This is a genomic window from Dyadobacter fanqingshengii, from assembly GCF_023822005.2.
GTDB lineage: Bacteria > Bacteroidota > Bacteroidia > Cytophagales > Spirosomataceae > Dyadobacter > Dyadobacter fanqingshengii.
Map to the genome: position 1 here is coordinate 2,465,053 of NZ_CP098806.1, position 19,594 is coordinate 2,484,646.

The 19,594-nt window shown below is 43.0% G+C and carries 16 protein-coding genes; 8 read left to right on the forward strand and 8 right to left on the reverse strand.

What is annotated here, in order from left to right; translation table 11 throughout:
- The first annotated feature begins 320 nt into the window (after positions 1-320).
- Positions 321-929, forward strand: a complete 609-nt coding sequence (locus NFI81_RS10260; RefSeq protein ID WP_234612540.1) for a dihydrofolate reductase family protein — start codon at positions 321-323, stop codon at positions 927-929.
- Between the two features lie 305 nt (positions 930-1,234).
- Here the strand turns inward: NFI81_RS10260 and NFI81_RS10265 are convergent, their stop codons facing one another.
- The 3 genes from NFI81_RS10265 to NFI81_RS10275 all read right to left on the reverse strand — a co-directional run bounded on the left by NFI81_RS10265 (position 1,235) and on the right by NFI81_RS10275 (position 5,324).
- On the reverse strand, positions 1,235-3,667 hold the full coding sequence (locus NFI81_RS10265; protein WP_234612539.1) for a TonB-dependent receptor: 2,433 nt from the start codon (positions 3,665-3,667) through the stop codon (positions 1,235-1,237).
- 146 nt (positions 3,668-3,813) lie between these two features.
- On the reverse strand, positions 3,814-4,944 hold the full coding sequence (locus tag NFI81_RS10270; RefSeq protein WP_234612538.1) for a M56 family metallopeptidase: 1,131 nt from the start codon (positions 4,942-4,944) through the stop codon (positions 3,814-3,816).
- Positions 4,941-5,324 carry a BlaI/MecI/CopY family transcriptional regulator gene (locus NFI81_RS10275; protein WP_234612537.1) on the reverse strand — a complete coding sequence of 128 codons (384 nt, stop codon included), beginning with the start codon at positions 5,322-5,324 and terminating at the stop codon, positions 4,941-4,943. Before NFI81_RS10275 ends, NFI81_RS10270 begins: the two co-directional genes overlap by 4 nt.
- A gap of 435 nt (positions 5,325-5,759) precedes the next feature.
- Here NFI81_RS10275 and NFI81_RS10280 point away from each other — a divergent pair, with 435 nt between their 5' ends.
- The 3 genes from NFI81_RS10280 (at position 5,760) to lgt (ending at position 8,930) form a co-directional block, all read left to right on the forward strand.
- Positions 5,760-7,088, forward strand: coding sequence for a hypothetical protein (locus NFI81_RS10280; protein WP_234612536.1), 1,329 nt, complete (start codon positions 5,760-5,762; stop codon positions 7,086-7,088).
- Between the two features lie 363 nt (positions 7,089-7,451).
- A complete protein-coding gene (locus NFI81_RS10285; RefSeq protein ID WP_234612535.1) occupies positions 7,452-7,946 on the forward strand; it encodes an RNA polymerase sigma factor in 495 nt (164 codons plus the stop codon).
- A gap of 171 nt (positions 7,947-8,117) precedes the next feature.
- Entirely contained in the window at positions 8,118-8,930 is an 813-nt protein-coding gene (lgt, locus tag NFI81_RS10290; protein ID WP_234612534.1) for a prolipoprotein diacylglyceryl transferase, read from the forward strand.
- 406 nt (positions 8,931-9,336) lie between these two features.
- On the opposite strand, the gene NFI81_RS10295 is transcribed toward lgt, so the two are convergent.
- Entirely contained in the window at positions 9,337-10,011 is a 675-nt protein-coding gene (locus NFI81_RS10295; RefSeq protein ID WP_234612533.1) for a DUF3575 domain-containing protein, read from the reverse strand.
- Positions 10,012-10,516: 505 nt separating this feature from the next.
- Positions 10,517-11,527, reverse strand: a complete 1,011-nt coding sequence (locus NFI81_RS10300; RefSeq protein WP_234612532.1) for a WD40/YVTN/BNR-like repeat-containing protein — start codon at positions 11,525-11,527, stop codon at positions 10,517-10,519.
- 113 nt (positions 11,528-11,640) lie between these two features.
- Between NFI81_RS10300 and NFI81_RS10305 the strand changes: the two genes are divergently transcribed.
- Positions 11,641-12,780 carry a winged helix-turn-helix domain-containing protein gene (locus tag NFI81_RS10305; protein WP_234612531.1) on the forward strand — a complete coding sequence of 380 codons (1,140 nt, stop codon included), beginning with the start codon at positions 11,641-11,643 and terminating at the stop codon, positions 12,778-12,780.
- Here NFI81_RS10305 and NFI81_RS10310 read toward each other — a convergent pair.
- A complete protein-coding gene (locus tag NFI81_RS10310) occupies positions 12,773-12,949 on the reverse strand; it encodes a hypothetical protein (RefSeq protein ID WP_234612530.1) in 177 nt (58 codons plus the stop codon). The two genes, NFI81_RS10305 and NFI81_RS10310, sit on opposite strands and share 8 nt — an antisense overlap.
- 304 nt (positions 12,950-13,253) lie before the next feature.
- Between NFI81_RS10310 and NFI81_RS10315 the strand changes: the two genes are divergently transcribed.
- A complete protein-coding gene (locus NFI81_RS10315; protein WP_234612529.1) occupies positions 13,254-14,213 on the forward strand; it encodes a manganese catalase family protein in 960 nt (319 codons plus the stop codon).
- A gap of 11 nt (positions 14,214-14,224) precedes the next feature.
- On the forward strand, positions 14,225-14,929 hold the full coding sequence (locus tag NFI81_RS10320; RefSeq protein WP_234612528.1) for a DsbA family oxidoreductase: 705 nt from the start codon (positions 14,225-14,227) through the stop codon (positions 14,927-14,929).
- A gap of 34 nt (positions 14,930-14,963) precedes the next feature.
- On the opposite strand, the gene NFI81_RS10325 is transcribed toward NFI81_RS10320, so the two are convergent.
- The gene (locus tag NFI81_RS10325) at positions 14,964-18,143 is read right to left on the reverse strand and encodes a CheR family methyltransferase (RefSeq protein ID WP_234612527.1); all 3,180 of its coding nucleotides are present in this window, start codon (positions 18,141-18,143) and stop codon (positions 14,964-14,966) included.
- 250 nt (positions 18,144-18,393) lie between these two features.
- Between NFI81_RS10325 and NFI81_RS10330 the strand changes: the two genes are divergently transcribed.
- Positions 18,394-18,834: a response regulator gene (locus NFI81_RS10330; protein ID WP_234612526.1), complete on the forward strand. Its 441-nt coding sequence runs from the start codon at positions 18,394-18,396 to the stop codon at positions 18,832-18,834.
- Positions 18,835-18,844: 10 nt separating this feature from the next.
- On the opposite strand, the gene NFI81_RS10335 is transcribed toward NFI81_RS10330, so the two are convergent.
- The gene (locus NFI81_RS10335) at positions 18,845-19,258 is read right to left on the reverse strand and encodes a hypothetical protein (RefSeq protein WP_234612524.1); all 414 of its coding nucleotides are present in this window, start codon (positions 19,256-19,258) and stop codon (positions 18,845-18,847) included.
- Between the last annotated feature and the right edge of the window lie 336 nt (positions 19,259-19,594).

A 19,594-nucleotide genomic window follows, 5' to 3' on the forward strand; every position in this document is an offset into this window, starting at 1 on the left:
TCCAATCTGAAAACCTTGTTCAAGTGATGGAAACGAATCTTTGGCACCTTCAACGGAATTACGCAATAACCACCGAGTAATTTCTGCGGTTAAAGCGCATTGACGAAATCTATATGGTTTTATCTCATAAAATATAGAGACACCATATTTTCTTCAAAACGACCGTTTTCATGCACCTGTAAGCAACTTCTGGCAGTTATTTTTAATAAAAGGCTGTGCGCTAATATTGTCGTATTACCCCCTCTTAATAGTCTTTTTTGCCCGCAACTTGATTTGAGCTGTTTTTGTAATATTGCTCCGTCAATTATCTAAAGAATCAAATGAGAAAAATTATTACAAACACCTTCATGACATTAGACGGTGTAATGCAGGCTCCGGGCGGCCCAGATGAAGATACCAATAGTGGATTTGAATATGGTGGCTGGTCGGTAACACAATGGGATCACATCATGAACGAGGCAATGATCGAAGCTATGAAGGACCCATATGACCTTTTATTAGGCCGTGTTACGTATGAAATTTTTGCGGCCCATTGGCCATTGCTAAAAGATGATCCCACAGCTGACTTGTTTAACCGGATCAACAAATATGTTGCGACAAAATCATTGGCTACCGCAACGTGGGAAAATACTGTGTTGCTCAATCAAAATACAATTGACCAGATAAAAAGCCTTAAGTCAACCGATGGCATTGACTTGCAAGTACATGGTAGCGCCAACCTGATTCAATCTTTGCTGCACCAGGGACTTATTGATCAAATGAATATCTGGATTTATCCCCTTGTTATTGGAAAAGGGAAAAGACTTTTTGGGGACGGCACGGTGCCATCTAACTTCAAACTTGTCAAACATGCAATCTCGACTACCGGTGTAATCATTACATCCTTTGAACAAAATGGAAGGATACCAATCGGTTCATTCGCTTCTTAGGTGCGGCGCATTTCAGGTGCTCGATAGGAGCTTACCGCACAATCTCACCCTCGCTCAATGACCAAGAGGGAGTTTATTTCAACTGATAAGTTTACGATTATACCACGGTTTGAATGAACCCAACTGTGCAAAATATCTTTGTTATAACAGTGCAAAACAATTCTAAAATTTACATCTTGTTTATAGATGACCTCTACTACATGTTGTAATTCCACTTTTCCAATGATAACCTGCTAATGCTGATTTAGTAGTGTTTAGCTTACTTTCCTGAATGCACTATTACAATTGTTCATAAACATCGGATATCAGTTCTCCTTGGTATCACTTCTACGTCTTTCATCCGCAGCGGAGTCGCTCTTTTTGATTTTGTTGATTTGCCCGCCGAAGTTATAGGTGAAGTTTAATCGTACGGTCGTCGTTTCGTACCTGTTTTCCCAAACCTGCCGGAGTGCCAGCGATTGTTGTAAATACCTGTTTTTAAAAGTATTGAAGATGTCTGTCACGTTCAGCGAGACGGTTGCCCGTTTTTTTAACAAGGATTGCCGTAAGCCGGATGTTAATGTAAAATAAGCGTCGGTTTTAATGTTACGTTCCTGTGATTTTCCACGGTAGCGAAAGAGAATCAGCCAGGATAACTGTTTAGTAAGTGAAAAGCTGTTGTAAGTGTCAAAATTGAAGGTTGTAATGCCCGTTATATTTACATGATCATCCACCAATTGATAGGATAACTTTCGCAAATTGATATTCGTGCTTGTGTACCACCAAGGCTTGATCTGACGATTATAAGCTGTAATCAGGCTCACAGTTTGTGTGTAGCGATTATTGACCGGTCTGGTCACCGTGCTGTCTCCGCGCTCGTTCTGAAAAGCAAAATAGGTAAAGTCGCGAAAATCGATCCCGAAGTTGGCAGTTACAAAAAGTGCGTTGCGGTAGGCCAGCGTAGCCGAACCGTTATAGGATGAAACAGGTCGCAGGTTAGGATTTCCTTGTACAAAATTGTTTGCATTGACAATCCGGAGCAGCGGGTTCATATTCTCGTAGGTCGGCCGGTTTGTCTTTTTGTCAAAACTGACAATAAAGCTATGCTTTTCAGTGACTTTATAATCAAAAAATACCGTAGGAAATAGTTGAATATAATTCTGGCTGAACCGCTGGCTTGACTGCAATTGGCGACCGCTGTTCCAGGTACCTTCCACCCGTAAACCGAGCTGGTAGGATAATTTTTTCAGCTCCTGATGAAATGTAGTATATAATGCATGAATGCTTTCCGAATAGCGGTAAAGGTCACTTTGCGAGTCATTGGGTATCAATTTGCTTCCATTAATGTCATAGAGCACGTTTCGGTTATATGTCTCCACGTAGCTAGACTTGAACCCGGATTCCATCTGCGCTTTGTGTTTGAGCGGAATGGTCAAGTCGGCTTTGGCCGAATAAACGTCAAATGCATTATTCTGATCGAAGAAAGTGCGTCTCAGCTCATCACGACCCTGACTAAATACCCGCTCAGTGTTATGCTGGTCGGAATAGTTGACATTCCGGTAATAATCCAGATCGACGGTTAGTTCTTTGCCCAGAGTATCCATTTGATGGAGCAAATGCAGGCCGGAGGAAAAGTTGTTCATTTTTGTTTTGACACGGTTATCAAAATTGCTGGCCAAGCTTTTTTCATCAAGGTTCATCATCTCAGAAAAAGCATTCTTTTTAAACAATTGCAGTGCATTCGTAACTGCGAATGACAGTGTGGTTTTCTTTGTTAAATAAAGGTCCAGGCCAATACTGGGTGTAATATTGTTCATTTGCCGGACACTTTTGATCAGTGATTCGGTGCCACCGGAAATTATGCCAGGCTCTCCGGCCGGGGTTGCCAAAATGTAATTATCGACAAAATATTTATTGAAATTGTAGTCCGTATTCAGTAGCAGATTGTACTTGCCTGTTTTAAAATTAAGATTAAATCCGCCGCTGTATTTGGCATATCGCCCAAATCCCCCACCACCGTAGGCATTGCCTCTGAGCCCTTCCCTACTGCCTCTTTTCCTGACAATATTGATGATGCCGCCACTCGCAGAAGCGTCGTATTTGGAGGACGGACGAGCAATCAGCTCTACCCTCTCAATGGATGTGGCCGACATACCCCGAAGTAAGCCTGCCAGCGCATCGGCGGAGAGTGGAGTTGGTTTACCGTCAATGTATATACGTACGTTTCGACCGTTCAAATAGACCATATTGTCGGGGTTAACCTGTATGCCCGGCAGCCGGTCCATTACTTCCATCAGAGAAGAACCACCGGCAAGCTGATCGTTCAGGTTAATTACAATTTTGTCGGCTCGCTGCTCGATAAATGGCTTTTGTCCTGTAATAATAACAGCTGACAGATTTTTAGTCGCGGGTTTCAGTTGGATATCCCCCAGCTCATTAGCTCTGGCAACGGCAACAGATTCGATTTCCTTTCTGTATGTTTCGTAGCCTAGCATTGTTATTTCAAGCATAAAAACGCCCGTTGGAACATTAAGGAGTGTAAACTTTCCGTCAATTTCACTCAGTGCCGTTTTGATAACTGTGGAATCATGTAAAGCTTTCAAAATGATCGCCGCAAATGGAAGCGGCTGTTGTTTTTCGTCCAGGATCACACCGGAAACATGGGTATCAACCATTTCCTGGGCAATCGAAAATCTTGGTAAAAAGTCGAAAAACAATAGCAGCACTAAGAAGCTGGTATAACCCGCAAATTTTTTCATGGCAAAGCTGTTTGAACTGAAAATTTCTAATCAGAACAAATGTATAACTTATATTTTAGTTAATAAACTATTTTATAAGTTATTATGGCTTATTATTTAGTTATAATAATTCTGCCTTTCCCAATTCTGCTATTGTATCCTGTCAATCAATTAGTTGACGACAATTGGTAGCCAAGTTTTATTTCATGCCTCACACGCACCACTCGGCCGTCTTGTAGGCCGGGCGACCATCTGGGTGAGTTGCGGATGATCCTGACAGCCTCGCTGTTTAACTTTGCGTTCGGGCTGTCCATTACCTGGGGCGATACTACATTGCCATCGGCATCGACAACGAAGCTTACTAACACCTTTCCCTGATCGTGGTGCACTTTGAATATGTCCGATTGGCTTACCTCCTTACTCAGATAACCCAGAAAAGCATCCAGGCCGCCGGGGAAGGCCGGAGCAACAGAGCCTTTTCGGCCCATTTCGGCAGTTGCAGCAGGATTTTTGTACAAAGCAGAAAATGACGTAAGACAAAGCAGAACAGGGATTAGCAAGACATATTTCGCAAGATTTGCCTTGGAAGCGTTGTTCCTTCCCAGCATTGCGATCCGTTGTTTAAGTAAATGTTTATCAGTAAAAGCATTGGTCATCTCAGGTGAGGATTGCGACGACCTGTTCAGGATCAGCGATGCATATTGGTAGTAATTGCCGAAATGCCTTGCTGTTTCGCGATCTGCTAGAAACTCGTGCGTCCTTTTGATGCTTCGCTGGTAGAAATAAACAACCGGATTAAACCAGGCGACGATGGCCACTATTTCAAAAAACAAAATATCCAGGCTGTGCCACTGCCTGATATGCACATCTTCGTGGTAATCGATCATCTCAGAATTCGCTGCGTTGCGATCAATTACTTTGTATTTAAAAAATGAGAATGCAGCATTATGCGCAGGTTTCTTGATTTTGTTTCTGATATACAGCAATCTGATTATTAGCCAGCCGACTTTAAAAAAAACGCCCGTAAAATAGATCCATTTCAACCAATCAGTGATGTGAACATTCCACATTTGCGGAGCAACTTGCGATAGCGTCTCACCATGAATCACCAGATCCAGGGGAATAGAGGCAGATAAATGCGCGTTGACGGGAATCGCCGGAATGCAGAACGAAAGTACCGCAAGCCCAATCAAAGAAATTCTGTTAAGCGTGAAATATGTCTGTTTTTCCAGAAAAACTTTGTAAAATCCGAAGCCCGCGATAAGACAAATATGGACTAAGATGAAGTAAACTGTCATTTTCCGGATTGTTGATCTTTCAATGTGAGAAGCATTTTGTTTATTTCCTTGACATCTTCTTCCGGGATTTTTTGCTCATCAATAAAAAAGGAAAACAGTTTTTGTGCCGAGTTATCAAAATAGTTGCCCATTAATTTCATCAGCTGAAACCGCTTATATTCTTCCCTCGAGATCAAAGGATAATAACGGTGACTTTTACCAAATGCATCATAACCTACAAGCCCCTTCGTTTCCAGGACACGCATAATCGTTGATACGGAGCTATGTACAGGCTTAGGTTCCGGCATTTGATCAATAATCTCCCTGATGAAAGCTCGTTGCATCTTCCATAACGCCTGCATCAGTTGCTCTTCTGCTTTGGTAAGGTCCTTTGCTTCCATTCGGGCATAATTATTTGAATACAAACTAAAAAATTAGTTACCAAACATGCAACCCTGCACTAAAATAAAGACGAATATATATAAGACCTTTCAAAAGCTTTAAGACTAGGAATTTGTTTTGACGAAGCGCCTGGTTCTTTACAACGGAAACTTCCATATCCGCAGATTTACAATATGTTGCTTTCGATGGAGTACGGAAACACGACCGTATCTGCGAACTCCAAATCTTTGTTTTGAGGGATGGCGAAACAGGCAGTTCTGGCACGATTAAGCCAAAATCAGATGTTGGCATCAAAATCTTTAATCAGTATCAATTGAGTCGGCATTATTGAAGGAGCTTAGAAATTCATTTTTTCAACAATCGTTCGAGTTGCAGCGGTAATTATATAAATAAACCTATATTTAGACTTTCTTAAATATATAATTAACAATTATATGTGTGCTTTTATAAGTTTGGTTGCTTGCTGTTTGTTAAACCTCCCACTATCACTTGGGACTAAACATTCTGTTGAAAGAAATGTCGCTACCCATCAAACAGACTACGATTCGATCCGTATTCCTGAGGCGTATGAATTGTTCAGCTTTGCAGATTCGGTGATTGGAGTACATGGGTATAAACAAGCCGTGGATTTGCTTGGCAAATATGAGAGTTCATATAGTGATCCGATGGAAAAAAGTATGTTCAATCAGGTCATGATGACTTATTTATCATATAATGGTGATATTAAAGCGGCGCAGAAATATGAAGCACGCCTAAGTCCGAAGAAACAACTGGAAAATTACTCGTTTTCTGAAAATCTTGTGATTGAGCCTGCAAAAACGGTAATTATAAAAAGAAGTGCCAATAAACAGGTTGTCATGTTTAATGAAGCGCATCATCGCCCGCAGCAACGCGCCTTCATCAGGAGTCTGTTAGAGGATTTTTACAGCCTAGGATTTAGAACATTGTTTGTGGAAGCATATTTCGAGAATCAGGACTCCCTATTAAATGAACGGGGATACCCACTTCAAAATACCGGCACTTACACAAAGGAACCCGCTTTCGGGGAAATGCTCAGAGAAGCAAAAAGACTTGGCTTTACAATTGCTTCTTATGACAATGATACAGCTGCATGCGAATCTTCGGAGCCATTTGTTTGCGCCAATCAAAGGGAAAAGGTGTCAGCCGAGAATCTTTTTAACTTCCTCAAAGCAAATCCAAAAGCCAAGATATTGGTAGCCGCAGGATATGCTCATATCGTTAAAAAATCTGATGATGGATGGATCAAGATGGCGGAGCAATTTAAAAACCTGTCTGGTATTGATCCGCTATCGATTGACCTTGTCAGTATGGGTGAACGGTTGACTAAGGAACACGAAAACAAATTTTATAGAGCTGCTCATGAAAAATTCAAGGTCACTACTCCGTCAATCATTTTGGATAAGACTACGCAAGACGCTTTCCTGGCAAATTATCGGCCGGAACAGATCGATTTGCAAGTTGTTTTTCCAAGGACTCAATATACGAATGGGTATGCCGACTGGTTATCCTCAGGATATCAAAAAGTGATCAATGTAAACCTTTCCAAAATGAATTATAAGACAGGAGACTTATTGCAGGTTTATATTAAAAGTGAATTAGAAGCCCATAATAAACAAGCCGTCCCAATCTTGCAACACCCGTTATCAGGCATTCAACAGCAAAAACTAATGCTCCCAAGCGGTTACACCTATCAAATTGTCATTGACCACGGAATAACCAAATCCACTGCTGATAGTCAATGATTTAGGCTGAACCCGACAAGTTGAATGAAACGCCTGTGCAACTCTAAGACCGGTGGCTCTGAAGAATATTACAAGACAGCCGAAACATTTTCTCCCCTGGCTTTGACAGAAATGACAACCTGGATACTTCAAATAACACATTCGTAAATGTTAAAAGAACACAACCACTTAATTCACAATATAAAAGGCCACTTTCTCGCAGCAAGGTCTTTAACAAGTAAGAAGGTTTGCTGCTTAGCACCGGGCGCAGCATACTTTTTTGCTTTCAAATAGAAAAAATCGTTTCAAAAAAACAGCGAGTCTGTGACAAATCTTTACTGTAAGCGTACTAATAGTTGAAATAGCTTTGAAGCCGCAGAACTTATGTCCTTTGAGAAAGATTTTATCAGAACCATCCAGGATCATACCGGTATTATTAACGGTATCTGCAAGACATATTTTCCAAAATCTGATGATTTTAAAGATGCCAGGCAAGATGTCATTTTACAGCTGTGGCGTTCCTTTCCAACGTTTCGAGGAGAGTCAAAGATCAGTACCTGGATTTACAGGGTGGCTCTTAATACCATTTTAGCCAAAAGGAAAAAGGATCACAACCTGGATGCAAATGAACCATTATCACAACTGCATCTTGATCATATTACTTCCGGCGCCGATGGAACGGCAGATTTTATCCAGGAATTTTCCTGGTTGGTAAGTACCCTCGAGGATTGTGACAGGGCTATTTTTATTCTTTTGGTTGAAGGATATTCAAACAAGGAAATTGCTGTCATACTTGATCTAACTGCAACTAATATAAGCACAAGGCTGAACCGAGTAAAACACAAACTTAAAGACCGTTATCTCAATGAACAACAGTAGGTTACAACAAGCTTGGGAGCAACAAAAAATGAATTTTCAAGATCAGCTGATCTCGGAAGACGAAATTCTGTTTGCAATACTTCCGGATCATGATAAACAACAGAGAGTTCGAAGGCTGCTTTACAACGCATCGTCTTTTGTATTCTTACTCATCTTTTGTCAAACCTGTTAATGTTAGGTTACATAATCTGGGATACTGAGCCGGAAGTATTCTCTTGGTCAAGTGTGCCGCGTTGGTATGGTGTTTTTTGGGTAATTGGCATCTTCCTGAGCATTGCTGTTGCAGGTTATATCTTTAAAATAGAGAAGCGTCAACCCAAAGAAGTCGATGAACTTACCCTGTATTTAATTATTGGCACCTTGGTTGGCGCACGGTTAGGACACATTTTATTTTATGACCCCCTGCATTACTGGCAGCATCCAATCGAGATTTTGCTTGTCTCCTTAACTCCTTCATTCCATTTTACCGGTCTTGCAGGGCTGGCTAGCCATGGAGGCGGGATTGGCCTGATCACTTCGGCTTTCGTTTTCGCCAGGCGAAAAAAAATGGATTTCCTTTGGCTCCTGGACCGGATTGCTATTTTAGTCCCATTATGCGGGGCATTCATACGATTGGGAAATCTAACGAATTCGGAAATGATCGGAATTCCAACTAATATGCCTTGGGCATTTGTCTTCACCAATATTGATAATGTTCCAAGACACCCTGCTCAGTTGTACGAAGCGATTTATTGTTGTTTGATATTCGGCCTTATCTTTTATTTATGGCACCGCAAACGGCATCAATGGAGCGACGGGGTTCTGTTTGGCATGATGATATCAATCCTTTTCTCCCTACGATTTATAGATGAGTTCTTTAAAGAGAATCAGGAAGCTTTTGAAAATAACATGATGATCAATATGGGTCAAATACTTAGCATTCCATTCATTCTACTTGGATTGCTCATTATCACTATTCGCATCAACAAGCGTATTTATAAGTGAATGCAGACGAAGGACGTGCACTATTTAACGTATATCAAGTTGCATTAACTGTACAATTTTTACTTTCCTGTCAATAATATCGCATAAAACGAGAAACGACGATAGTTCGTTTTAACGACCGGATTTTTTGAAGAGATTCCTAGCTTACATACCTCTGTATCACGTCTAACGAACTCAGTAAAAATTAAAGACAAGCGACAGAGAAATTTACGATGGTCATTTGAGACTATCAATCTTATAACTAAGAATGTAGTAGTTGATGCGTCATCATTCTCAAGAAACGGAGGTTATGTATGACAGTTTAATCAGCTGTAACACTTAAAACAAATTCTGGTACCCATCATCTTCAGAGTACGTCGAGCTTGTGACGTAATCGAAGGAGAAAATCTGCTTTTCCGCATCGTCTTTAGTTCTGTTTCTGCCAAACCAGTAGACCAAACTTCACTCCGAACGAAACCAACGGGGTCCATTCTTTGCCCGGGAAAAAGTTTTCACCCTCAAAGAACGGATCATAACTCACCTCCTGCGGGTTTTCGATGCTGGTGTAACGCACATTCGTTTTTGCAAGGCCAAGTCCGGTATACAGGTCAGTTGTTAATTTTTTCGGAACGATAAATTTTGCTCCCATCTTTACTACAAATCCAGCTTTGTTTTTGCGAAACTTTGAACCGTCGAAACTCAGTTGGGTTGAATCTGACAAGTAATGATAATCTTTCCCGAGCGCCCTGTGCACACGTGAAAAGACACCTTCGGCGGCCAAATACCAGCCCATATATTCGCGACGCAGCCAGTAAAACTTCACCTCTGGCCGGATTTCCATCATATTGTATTTACGCGTTTTAAGCGAGTTCCAAGGAGCACGGTGCAGGCCAAGCACATTTAAGCCCCCGCCAAGAGATACTCCGTAGCTCCATCGCCCGGCCGTCATATATTCGGTACCAATCCGCAGAGAAGGATCCGGAAAGGCAAGCGCGATGGGCATTACGTGCACATCAATATTGGGCGCGATAGTTTGCTTCTGTGCGAATACACCGGTACTGAGCGTCAGCAGGATGAGCAAGGAGAATGTAAAGTATTTCATATCGTAATAGTTGTACGAATATAACAAACGGTTACAATTGACGATACCTTACGGAGAGATTAAATTCATTCATATTCACTTAATAAGAGAAGTTCTACTTTACGCTCCATAAAAGTATAGGCGCGATTGCCTTCTTCTTTGTCACCTAAATACTAAGTATCTCAAATATTGGACGTGAGTGAGACTAGGAAATTCTCGAGAAGCAACCGCAGGAAAACAAAATTATCTTCGTTATTGAAGAGTATTCAGGATACTTCATATTCAATTGGAAGGGTCAAATATAACCGTCGAACGTGTAACCATATACCGTCATCAACCAGTCCTAATCCAGGTATTGCCCCTTGTGCCAAACCAAAATTTCCCCGTGTTTTTGCCCTTGTTCTTCACAGAAAGTGGATTGAATCAACATTATTAGGACACTAATGTGCACAGATTTAAAGCGCTAGTTAGCAGAATGTCTGCAATGCTCTCCTAACGGCTTTGCGATTCCGAATAACCTGTATTTTCAACACCCTCCACCTCTGGGTATGGCATAAATCACATTGCCTGAAACAGATAAATTGAAGACTTTATCTTGTATAGCAGGACGTAACAGTTCCCATGTTTTTCCCTTGTCTGAAGATCTGTAAATACCTGCAGGGTGGCCACAGAACATATATTCATCAACCTCAGTAATTGAGGAAATGTAGAGGCTTTCTGGAAGATCAGCATCAATAGGCTGCCAGGTTTTACCACCATCATATGATGTCCGTACTCTTCTTGTCTCCGTTTCTGTATTGCATGTGATAGCAGCAAATCCACCTTTAATGCGTTGTATAGCAATGCCCACTCCACCCTCACTAATCACATTGACCCAGTTTTCACCTTTATCTGTCGACCGAATGATGCCTTGCTGGCTGGTAGCTAGCAGCACGCCATCTGACTCTACCAAACTCAGTACCCAGCCTCCCTCGTAAACCCGCTCCCAGCTTTTTCCACTGTCAACATATTTATAAAGCCCCCAATCGCAACCAATAAAAACGTTGTCTTCAGTTTCAAAAATGGTGCGCACGCTTTTCCCAGGAAAATCTTCATATATCGGCACCCATGAACCCGTTTCGTTTACTTTTTGTAAAAACCGACCTGCGTAGTTGAATGCAAGCATTCCAGTCTTGCCAAGTACAATGCTGCCAAGGTTGTCAGGAGCAGTCTCTTTTTCCCAAAAAGGAGCAGTGGAATTCGGTTTGCTGTAATACATCCCATTTCCAGCACGCACATAGATTCCATTGTCATTTGCAAGGAAACCATCTCTAGGAATACCATCTTCCACCAAATTTTCCGGCAATCCTTCGCTAATGTCCTGCCAGGTCTGTCCGCCATCAACAGATTTAAAAATGACGTTTGCAGCTCCTGCCTTATCCCTTTTTTGCATTTGTTTACTATTCGGAGGTGAGGATGACTGTGGAAATTCGAAAGCCCGATCAAAGCCAAATAAGAATGGAAAAAGGAGCAATAAAGCAAGGTTATGAATTTTCATGACTAGGATTGGTTTAATGAAATAATAGAATAAAATTGTTTTTAACTTCACATATCCAAAAGTAGGCACCTATGTTGCTGCTCGAAGTAAATCAATTGTAAAAAGAAATGTAAATGCGTGTAAATTCTGCTTTTACTGGATTTTTCACTGACCGGATGTTGGTGAAATGCGGCATTGCCGCGGTGATGGTTGCTATTTTTTTTATCGCTTCGTCTTTTACAGAACATCCCGGGCGGGACTTCCAGGCGAAGCAGATAAACCTCATCGTCCGTCAAGTTGGTCATCGGTTGCTCTTGCAGGCAGGGGACTCGACGTCACGCGTATTACCTGTTACCGAGATGAACGAAGGCATCTTTCTGCTCAGGTTTGAAAATGAATTCGTTTTTAACCACGACTCGCTCATGGTGTTGTCACAAGGCTTACTTCCAAAAACAAAGTTTCCTTCTGGCTACACCGTTACAGTACATGATTGCAAGAAAGGCGATATCGTCCATGGTTTCCAGGTAAATAATACCTCACCGGACATCCTGGCTTGCAGCGGCAGAAGTCAGCCCATAGGTTGTTATACAATCGAATTTACGTTTCCGGATTTTTATGAAAATATAGAACAGAAGAAAGCAGAGATCAACCAACTAACTGGCCCCGTTAAAGCGGATACTCAGGTAGTCTATCCAAAACGTGAAGAATTAAAAATGGCCACCTTCCATGACATCGACCAACGGACGAAGGAACTTAAATCGGACAAAACGGATCGCAAGGAAGTTGATCCCAAACTTGAAGAATTAAAAACGACAATCTTCGGCTATCCGTTAATCAATGTGGTTTATGGCGGCATTTTTGTGTTACTGGGTGCTGCCGTGTTGACTTGGCACTTCAGGAAAAATTTGAAACAGGTGCCCAGGCAAAATCAAAAATACTCTATCGTAAAAGAACCCGTTACGGATTTGGCTGCGCTCGGAAGTTTTCTATTTAACGTGAAGGGGCAGCTCCTGCTTTTGGGAAGCGAGGTCATTAGTCTCACAGACAAAGAATGCAAGGTTCTGGAATTGCTCCACAAAAATTTCGGTGAACTGATCCCACGCGAAACGCTGTTGCAGGAAGTCTGGATCAACGAAGGGGTATTCACCGGTCGCAGCCTGGACATGTTTGTGTCGAAACTCCGAAAGAAATTAAGCCATGATCCTGAGCTGAGAATCACGAATGTTCATGGGAAAGGATATAAGCTGGAAATACCTAAAAGACAGGTTATCTGAAGGCTGGCTGTTCAGAAGTATCATATTCTATTCTGCCAGATATATTGGTAATTATAGCCTCTGCATCACTATCACAGCCACATTCTATTTTTTTCGGCTCTTCGTCCGTTTTACATCCTTTTGCAGCCAGGAGGAAGTTGTATACAAGTGTTTTCGCTGAGATTTTCATGGCCAAATTTAAGTTAATTTAAATTATTGCTATTCTCAGAAAACCCTCGAACGTGAGACTGTTATATTCGGAATTCTTATAACTAATCATAGTCCTGGCACCTATTGGACTCTGTTTCAAAAAGCCACAACAAAGGCCAGCATCATACAGGTTAGTAGCAATAAACTCGCATTTGGGTATTTAAGTTGAAAAAGTCGGGGCAGATAATAAAAACCATGCCAGCGGTGAACTACCACCCGTGCCGTGTGGCATAGCTTTTTACAGGCGATCGGCTTTCCGCTTTGTCAACTAAACCAGAAATGCTATGTTTTATCACGTTAAGGAATTACAATTTAACGCCCGGGTTTCGAAACCGGACCCGAAGTTTGCAAGACTACTGCTGGAACAATTCGGCGGGAGCAATGGAGAGCTGAAAGCAGCCATGCAGTATTTTGTGCAAGCGTTCAGTGCAAAGAATCCGTACCCCGACAAGTATGACCTGCTCATGGACATTGCCACCGAAGAGTTCAGTCATCTTGAAATCGTAGGCGCTACCATTCAAATGTTGCTGGGTGGTGTGAATGGCGAGCTAAAAAATGCCTCAGAGGAATCAGAGATCATGAAACTACTGGACGGCACAGCTGCGAAAGAGGATTTTATTCATGAAGCCATCATCAATCCGCAGTTTGGGGTACTTACCGGAGGAGGCCCTGCACTGACTGACAGTAACGGCATCCCCTGGACAGCAGCCTATGTAACTGCAAACGGTGACCTGACCGTTGATTTGCGCTCAAACATTGCCGCCGAATCCAGGGCCAAAATTGTCTATGAATACCTGATGAAATTTACTGATGATCCTTCTGTAAAGGAAACGCTCCGCTTTTTGATGACCCGCGAGATCGCGCATTATCAGATGTTCGAGGCTGCTTTGGCAACTATTCAACCTAATTTCCCTCCGGGTATCCTGCAAGGTGACCCGCGTTTCAGTAATCTTTATTACAACATGTCCAGTGGAATGGAGGCACGCGGGCCATGGAACGAAGGCACCAGTACACAGCTGGGTGAAACATGGCAGTACATTGAAGACCCATTGCAACAAGTGCTCGACACGAACGGACTTACCACACTGGAACCAACTGGAACGGACCGTACCGAAAAATCTGTGAAAGCGCTGAACGAACAACTTGGCAAGCAGCGCAGTGAGGAAATCATGAGTGCTACTGATGAAATCGATGCACAGTGGAGCACTTATAGCAAAACGGGAGGCCTCATCAATGACCTATAAACTTAACTGAATTGGACTTATCAAACCATCAGGCGGATCGGGTAAAAATCGTTTTTTACACCGATCCGCTCTGTTGCTGGAGCTGGGCCTTATATCCCCACTGGCAACGCTTTATTGAGCAATTCAAAGATCATGTCACCTATTCCTATTGTCTGGGCGGGATGATCCCGGACTGGACCAAATACGATGATCCGTTCAATTCCGTCAGCAGGCCTGCGCAAATGGGCCCGATCTGGATGGAAGCGCAGCACCGGACTGGTGCAAAGATCAATGATATGATTTGGAGCCAGGAAGATCCGCCCTCATCCTCCTATCCTGCGTGCATCGCCATCAAAACCGCAGACCTGCAAGGTTTTGAAGCATCGGAGCTTTACATGCAGGCGGTCTGGAAAGCAGTGATGGTGGACGCATTGAATATTTCTAAAAGGGATGTCCTGCTTCAAGTTGCTCGTGGCACTAGCCTGCTTCATCCTGGAATTTTAGATTACGACCGGTTTGTAAGCGACTATGATACGATCCAAAGTCGCGATGCCTTTCGCAGCGATCTGCGGCAGGTTGCTTATAACCGCATTGGCCGCTTTCCTACGTTGACCATTACCAAATCGGGGAAGGGATTGATCATGACCGGCTTCCGCCCCTACGAGGCGCTGGTGGATGCATTCAACCATTTACAGCAGGTTTCCAAAGGCCACCCTGCTGACATTTCAATTGATTAGGATATAAGCTTTCTTTTGCTGACAAGGTTGTCCCCTACCCCTGGACAGGGAAATAGATCACGAACTTGCTGCCAGAGCCCGGCGTGCTTTCAACCCGGATACTCCCACCAGCTGTGTCTATGATTTTTTTTGCCAGGTAAAGTCCGATCCCTTGTCCTTCCCGGTCAGTTTGAAGTCTGCCGTATTTATCAAAGACCTTATCAATCTCATCAGGGGATATCCCAATTCCATTATCCTGAACAGATAAGGCAGTAAATTCGCCTGCTACCACAGTTTGAATGTTAATAACAGGACTTTCTTCCGAGCAATATTTGATCGCGTTTGAAACCAGGTTGAATAGGATACTTCTCAGGTTCTTTTTGGAAAAAAGGATGTGGCCTACTTTCAAATCGCTTGTGATCAGCGCTCCACTCTGCTTGATCGTTTCGCCAAGGCTCCACAAGATGTTATCCAAAATCTCATTCAGGTCTACCAATTCTGTCTTGATTGCTTCGTCCTCAATTTTTGCCACCGCACCAATGTCCTTGACAAGGGAACTGAAATTTTTCACCGACCTACGGATGATCTCCAAAAACGGCTTTAACTCAGGATTGTCCACCGGCATGGAGTCCATTAAACCGATACTGAATTCTATATTTCCGAGCGGTTCCAGCAGATCATGGGATGCGGTATGGACAAAGTTGTCCAGGTCCGCATTGATGCGGGTCAGGATCTGATTTTTTTTGTCCAGCTGTTGTTGTATTTCTTTCAGCTGAGTAATGTCATTAAAAGTAATGATCGCGCCCGTCCTCTTGTTGCCAAGCTGCCTTATATAGGCCATGGTCATGACCTGGTACCACTTACCATCATTGGATTGTATTTCCCGGGTTATAGAATAACCGTTGTTAAGGACATGGTTAATGTCCTCGGAGAGGGTTTCGAACCGGAAGTTGGTCGAAATATTACTGATGGGCCGCCCAATGTCGCTTTCAAGTAAGTTAATATGCCGGACTGTCCCAGGTGAAAACCGCATCAGGCGCAGATCCGAACTGACAAATAACTGACCATTGATATTGCTTTTGAAATAATTGTTCAAATCATCATTGAGCTCTAAAAGCTCTTTGTTCTTTAATTGGTAGTCGGCATTGATCGTATGCAGCTCTTCATTGATCGACTGCATTTCCTCATTGGTACTTTGCATTTCCTCATTAGCCGACAGTAACTCTTCATTGAAGGACTGCATATTTTCGTTAAGCGCAAACAGCTTTTCACTGGCAGCGGCCAGTTGTTCTTTTTGGTCTTTGTTTTCTTGTTCCAAAAACCTGGAATAGTCGTCCAGGTATAGGTTCTCATCAAATTCCATTGCTCCCGGTAGCAGCGCTGAATGCTCGTCATGGGTGAACTGGACTAGCAGAAAGCCATTAGGCCGGCCTTTATAGATCATCGGACTAACCGCAAGGGTTACTTTAATTGTTTCCTTGCTTTGCTTAATCACGATGCCTGTGACCACTGCTTTCTGAGGGGTTTCGGAGACCTTGTTACAGGCTGTCTTGAAGGCAATGGCAAGAGGGCCAGGCAAAAGCTCGGTCAGATCTGATGTAAAATTCTTTTGAGTAAGGAACTTGCCCGTAGGGCCATAGGATTTAAGCACCTTGTTGTTTTCATCCACACAGATAAGCAGGCGTTGCTCTTCATTAAAAAGGGTTTCAATAATTGCCCCATCCAGGGTGCGGTCAGGAATTTTAATATTTTCCGGCTGAGAAGGCCCTAAACTGGCAGGCTTGTAATACGTGTATTCTGGCACTGTAAATGTTTCAAAGTTCACAGAAGGGCTGGCATCCAGCTTCTTGTAAACCTTCGAATTCTTATCAATGACTTTTAGACTTTTTAATATAGGTAAAGGGTTCTCACTAGACCCTAAAAACAGGTAACCCTCCGGTTTTAGTCCAAACAGTAGCATATGATAGATTTTCTGCTGCAAGGTTGGGGTCATGTAAATCAGCAGGTTACGGCAGCTGATCAAGTGCATATTGCAGTAGGGAGGGTTTTTTACCAGATCATGTCTGGAAAAAATGAGCGTTCTCCGTATTTCCGGGACTACCTTGTAGTCGTCCCCTTCTTGCACAAAGTACTTTTCCAGGTATTTTTGCGGCACCTGGGAAACCACAGAAGCGGTATAAATGCCTTTCCCGGCATGGGCCAGCGCAGCGGTGTCGATATCGGTAGCAAATATTTTCACTTCATGCTCCTGAGCCTTTTCTCCCAACAGCTCCCGGACCAGGATAGCCATAGAATAAGCTTCTTCTCCCGTCGCGCAGCCCGTGACCCATATCCTGATCTCCTGCCCACTGGCAAGACCTTTTATGATGGCAGGAAGCACCCGTTTTTCCAGGGAATCAAAAGCTTCGGCATCCCTGAAAAAAGCAGTTACGCTGATCAGAAAGTCCTTGGCAAGCGCTTCGGTTTCACTTGGGGAACCTTTGGCAAATTCCAGATAAGTTTCGAGCCGGCTGAAGTTATTGTAGGCCGCCCTTCTTTTAATCCGTCTCAGGATGGTTGATTCCTTGTAGTCTGAAAAATCCAGTGGCAGCTGCTGACTGATGAGCTCGATCAAACCGGCCATGTTTTCCTCATCAGAAATCCCTGCCGCCAGTAGTTCAATTTCCCGCTTGACGTATTCTTCAATGACGCCGGGCATCGCCTCGGGCTCGACAATGAAATCAACCATTCCCGTCGCAACGGCGTTGGAAGGCATACTTTTAAATTCAGTGGTTTCCGGGTTTCGGGCAATCACCATCCCGCCTGCCTTCTTGATGGCTTTCACGCCGTTGCTGCCATCAGAGCCCAGGCCCGACAGAATAATACCAATCGCTTTGGTGCCGCAGTCAGCGGCAAGCGAAGAAAAAAAGGTATTGATAGTCAGGTGGGGCCCGCGCACCTCGCTTTTTTCACTCAAATATAAATGCCCCCTTTGAATCCGCATAAACTTATCACCAGGGATTACATAAACGAAATTAGTTTCAATCCTGATGTCATTTACCGCCTGCACCATCACCAGCTTGCTGTACTTGGACAAGACTTCTGCCAATTTGCTTTCATAATCCTGGGACAGATGCTGAACTACGATGTAAGCAACACCATCTAAGGGAGTATTCTCAAAAAAGGCAATCAGCTCATCAAGGCCACCGGCCGATGCGCCAATGGCAACAATGTGATGTGGTTCAATTGATTTCATTGAGAATTCATTTTCAAACGTTGAAAGTAACTGGTAGACTCTTAAAATATTAGTCCTATGATGGAAAGCAATTTAAAATAGGCCCATGATTTACCGTTAAAGCTCCCTCGTTTTGGAAAATTACTCGCATAATAGGGTGTAAATTAAGATGTCCAACTTAACTAAAAATTCAATGCGGGTATGGTTTTTTCTATGAAAGGTGGTATCAAATTTCGCAGCCTAAGTCAGAACGAGGCCTTAAAGACACATTATGAACCGCGAAATATTCATTGTCGATGACAATACGGATTATCAATTTATTTTTTTCAAACTACTCAAAGAATTGAACACCCCTTATTCGGTTAAATTCTTTGAAAATGCAAAAACCTTGTATCAGCACAGCTTGGTACTTTCCAAACAGGGTGCGGAGTTGCCATCACTTATTGTGTCGGACTTCAATATGCCAGGCATGAATGGACTACAGTTGCTCAGGGAGCTAAAAAAGCCGGTTAAGGATTCTGTCGCGCCGCTTGGAAATATTCCGGTGATAATCATGAGCAATGCGCTTACTGAACAACAGATCGTGCAATGTTATCAGGCAGGGGCTAATGCAGTCGTACTAAAACCTATAGAACTTGCTTTAATGAGAAAGACCGTTAGCTCCATTTTCGAATTTTGGCTTGAACGAGACAAAGTCCATTCCGGCGGGTAGTGAACCTGTCCTATTGCTGGGTAGCTATCATTTCGTTATTTGTGAGCTGGTCTTTTGTTGAAAGGTTAGTATTTTCAATCCCCAACACACTGTCGTCCAAAATCCTGCTGAACTTTCTACCGGTCCGGATCAGGACTGAGCCAAGATATCTCACCCGGGACAAGTCCTGATAATTTTTCAGCTTTTCCGCATGAGCAGTATTTTTTTTAGGGCGATACTTGACATACTGCCGGACTTTTCGGTACTCCAGCGAATCTCCCGGAAGCTGCACGTAGGATACAATTCTGTCACTAAAAACCGGCTCCCAGTTGGTCAGACATGCTTCTTCCGGCAAACGTTCTATCATTTCGACCTGGGCATGGGCAGGTACGCAAAAGCCCGCGAATAGCGTCGCTGTAAGTATAATGAATTTGTATTTTTTCATAATTTGTTGATATAACCTTTCTAATTCGACATTACTGCATGGATAAATGTATTGCTTCCGCAGTTAGTACATTCCTGGTCGGTAGCATTATCGGCCGCCACGTCACTTGGAGGGAAAATGGGCAGTCCGGTAGAGTGAAATGTTTGCACGGAATTAAGTTGTTCTTGCTTGCTAACTCAATTTCCGCACCTTATTAATTGCATGCCAGAAGCGGCAGAAAAACTTAATGGAATGGTTACGGAACCTTACAGTAGAGCTTGCCGCGGCTGATCGCTAAAATTATGAAGGATCAATGTGGACTGCCCCTCATGTTCGTATTGGGCGCAAGGATATTCT

What these genes read in the sequence shown, in the direction of transcription:
- NFI81_RS10260 (WP_234612540.1), top strand. Translation starts at nt 321, where the DNA reads ATGAGAAAAATTATTACAAACACCTTCATGACATTAGACGGTGTAATG.
- NFI81_RS10265 (WP_234612539.1), bottom strand. Translation starts at nt 3,667, where the DNA reads ATGAAAAAATTTGCGGGTTATACCAGCTTCTTAGTGCTGCTATTGTTT.
- NFI81_RS10270 (WP_234612538.1), bottom strand. Translation starts at nt 4,944, where the DNA reads ATGACAGTTTACTTCATCTTAGTCCATATTTGTCTTATCGCGGGCTTC.
- NFI81_RS10275 (WP_234612537.1), bottom strand. Translation starts at nt 5,324, where the DNA reads ATGGAAGCAAAGGACCTTACCAAAGCAGAAGAGCAACTGATGCAGGCG.
- NFI81_RS10280 (WP_234612536.1), top strand. Translation starts at nt 5,760, where the DNA reads ATGTGTGCTTTTATAAGTTTGGTTGCTTGCTGTTTGTTAAACCTCCCA.
- NFI81_RS10285 (WP_234612535.1), top strand. Translation starts at nt 7,452, where the DNA reads ATGTCCTTTGAGAAAGATTTTATCAGAACCATCCAGGATCATACCGGT.
- lgt (WP_234612534.1), top strand. Translation starts at nt 8,118, where the DNA reads ATGTTAGGTTACATAATCTGGGATACTGAGCCGGAAGTATTCTCTTGG.
- NFI81_RS10295 (WP_234612533.1), bottom strand. Translation starts at nt 10,011, where the DNA reads ATGAAATACTTTACATTCTCCTTGCTCATCCTGCTGACGCTCAGTACC.
- NFI81_RS10300 (WP_234612532.1), bottom strand. Translation starts at nt 11,527, where the DNA reads ATGAAAATTCATAACCTTGCTTTATTGCTCCTTTTTCCATTCTTATTT.
- NFI81_RS10305 (WP_234612531.1), top strand. Translation starts at nt 11,641, where the DNA reads ATGCGTGTAAATTCTGCTTTTACTGGATTTTTCACTGACCGGATGTTG.
- NFI81_RS10310 (WP_234612530.1), bottom strand. Translation starts at nt 12,949, where the DNA reads ATGAAAATCTCAGCGAAAACACTTGTATACAACTTCCTCCTGGCTGCA.
- NFI81_RS10315 (WP_234612529.1), top strand. Translation starts at nt 13,254, where the DNA reads ATGTTTTATCACGTTAAGGAATTACAATTTAACGCCCGGGTTTCGAAA.
- NFI81_RS10325 (WP_234612527.1), bottom strand. Translation starts at nt 18,143, where the DNA reads ATGAAATCAATTGAACCACATCACATTGTTGCCATTGGCGCATCGGCC.
- NFI81_RS10330 (WP_234612526.1), top strand. Translation starts at nt 18,394, where the DNA reads ATGAACCGCGAAATATTCATTGTCGATGACAATACGGATTATCAATTT.
- NFI81_RS10335 (WP_234612524.1), bottom strand. Translation starts at nt 19,258, where the DNA reads ATGAAAAAATACAAATTCATTATACTTACAGCGACGCTATTCGCGGGC.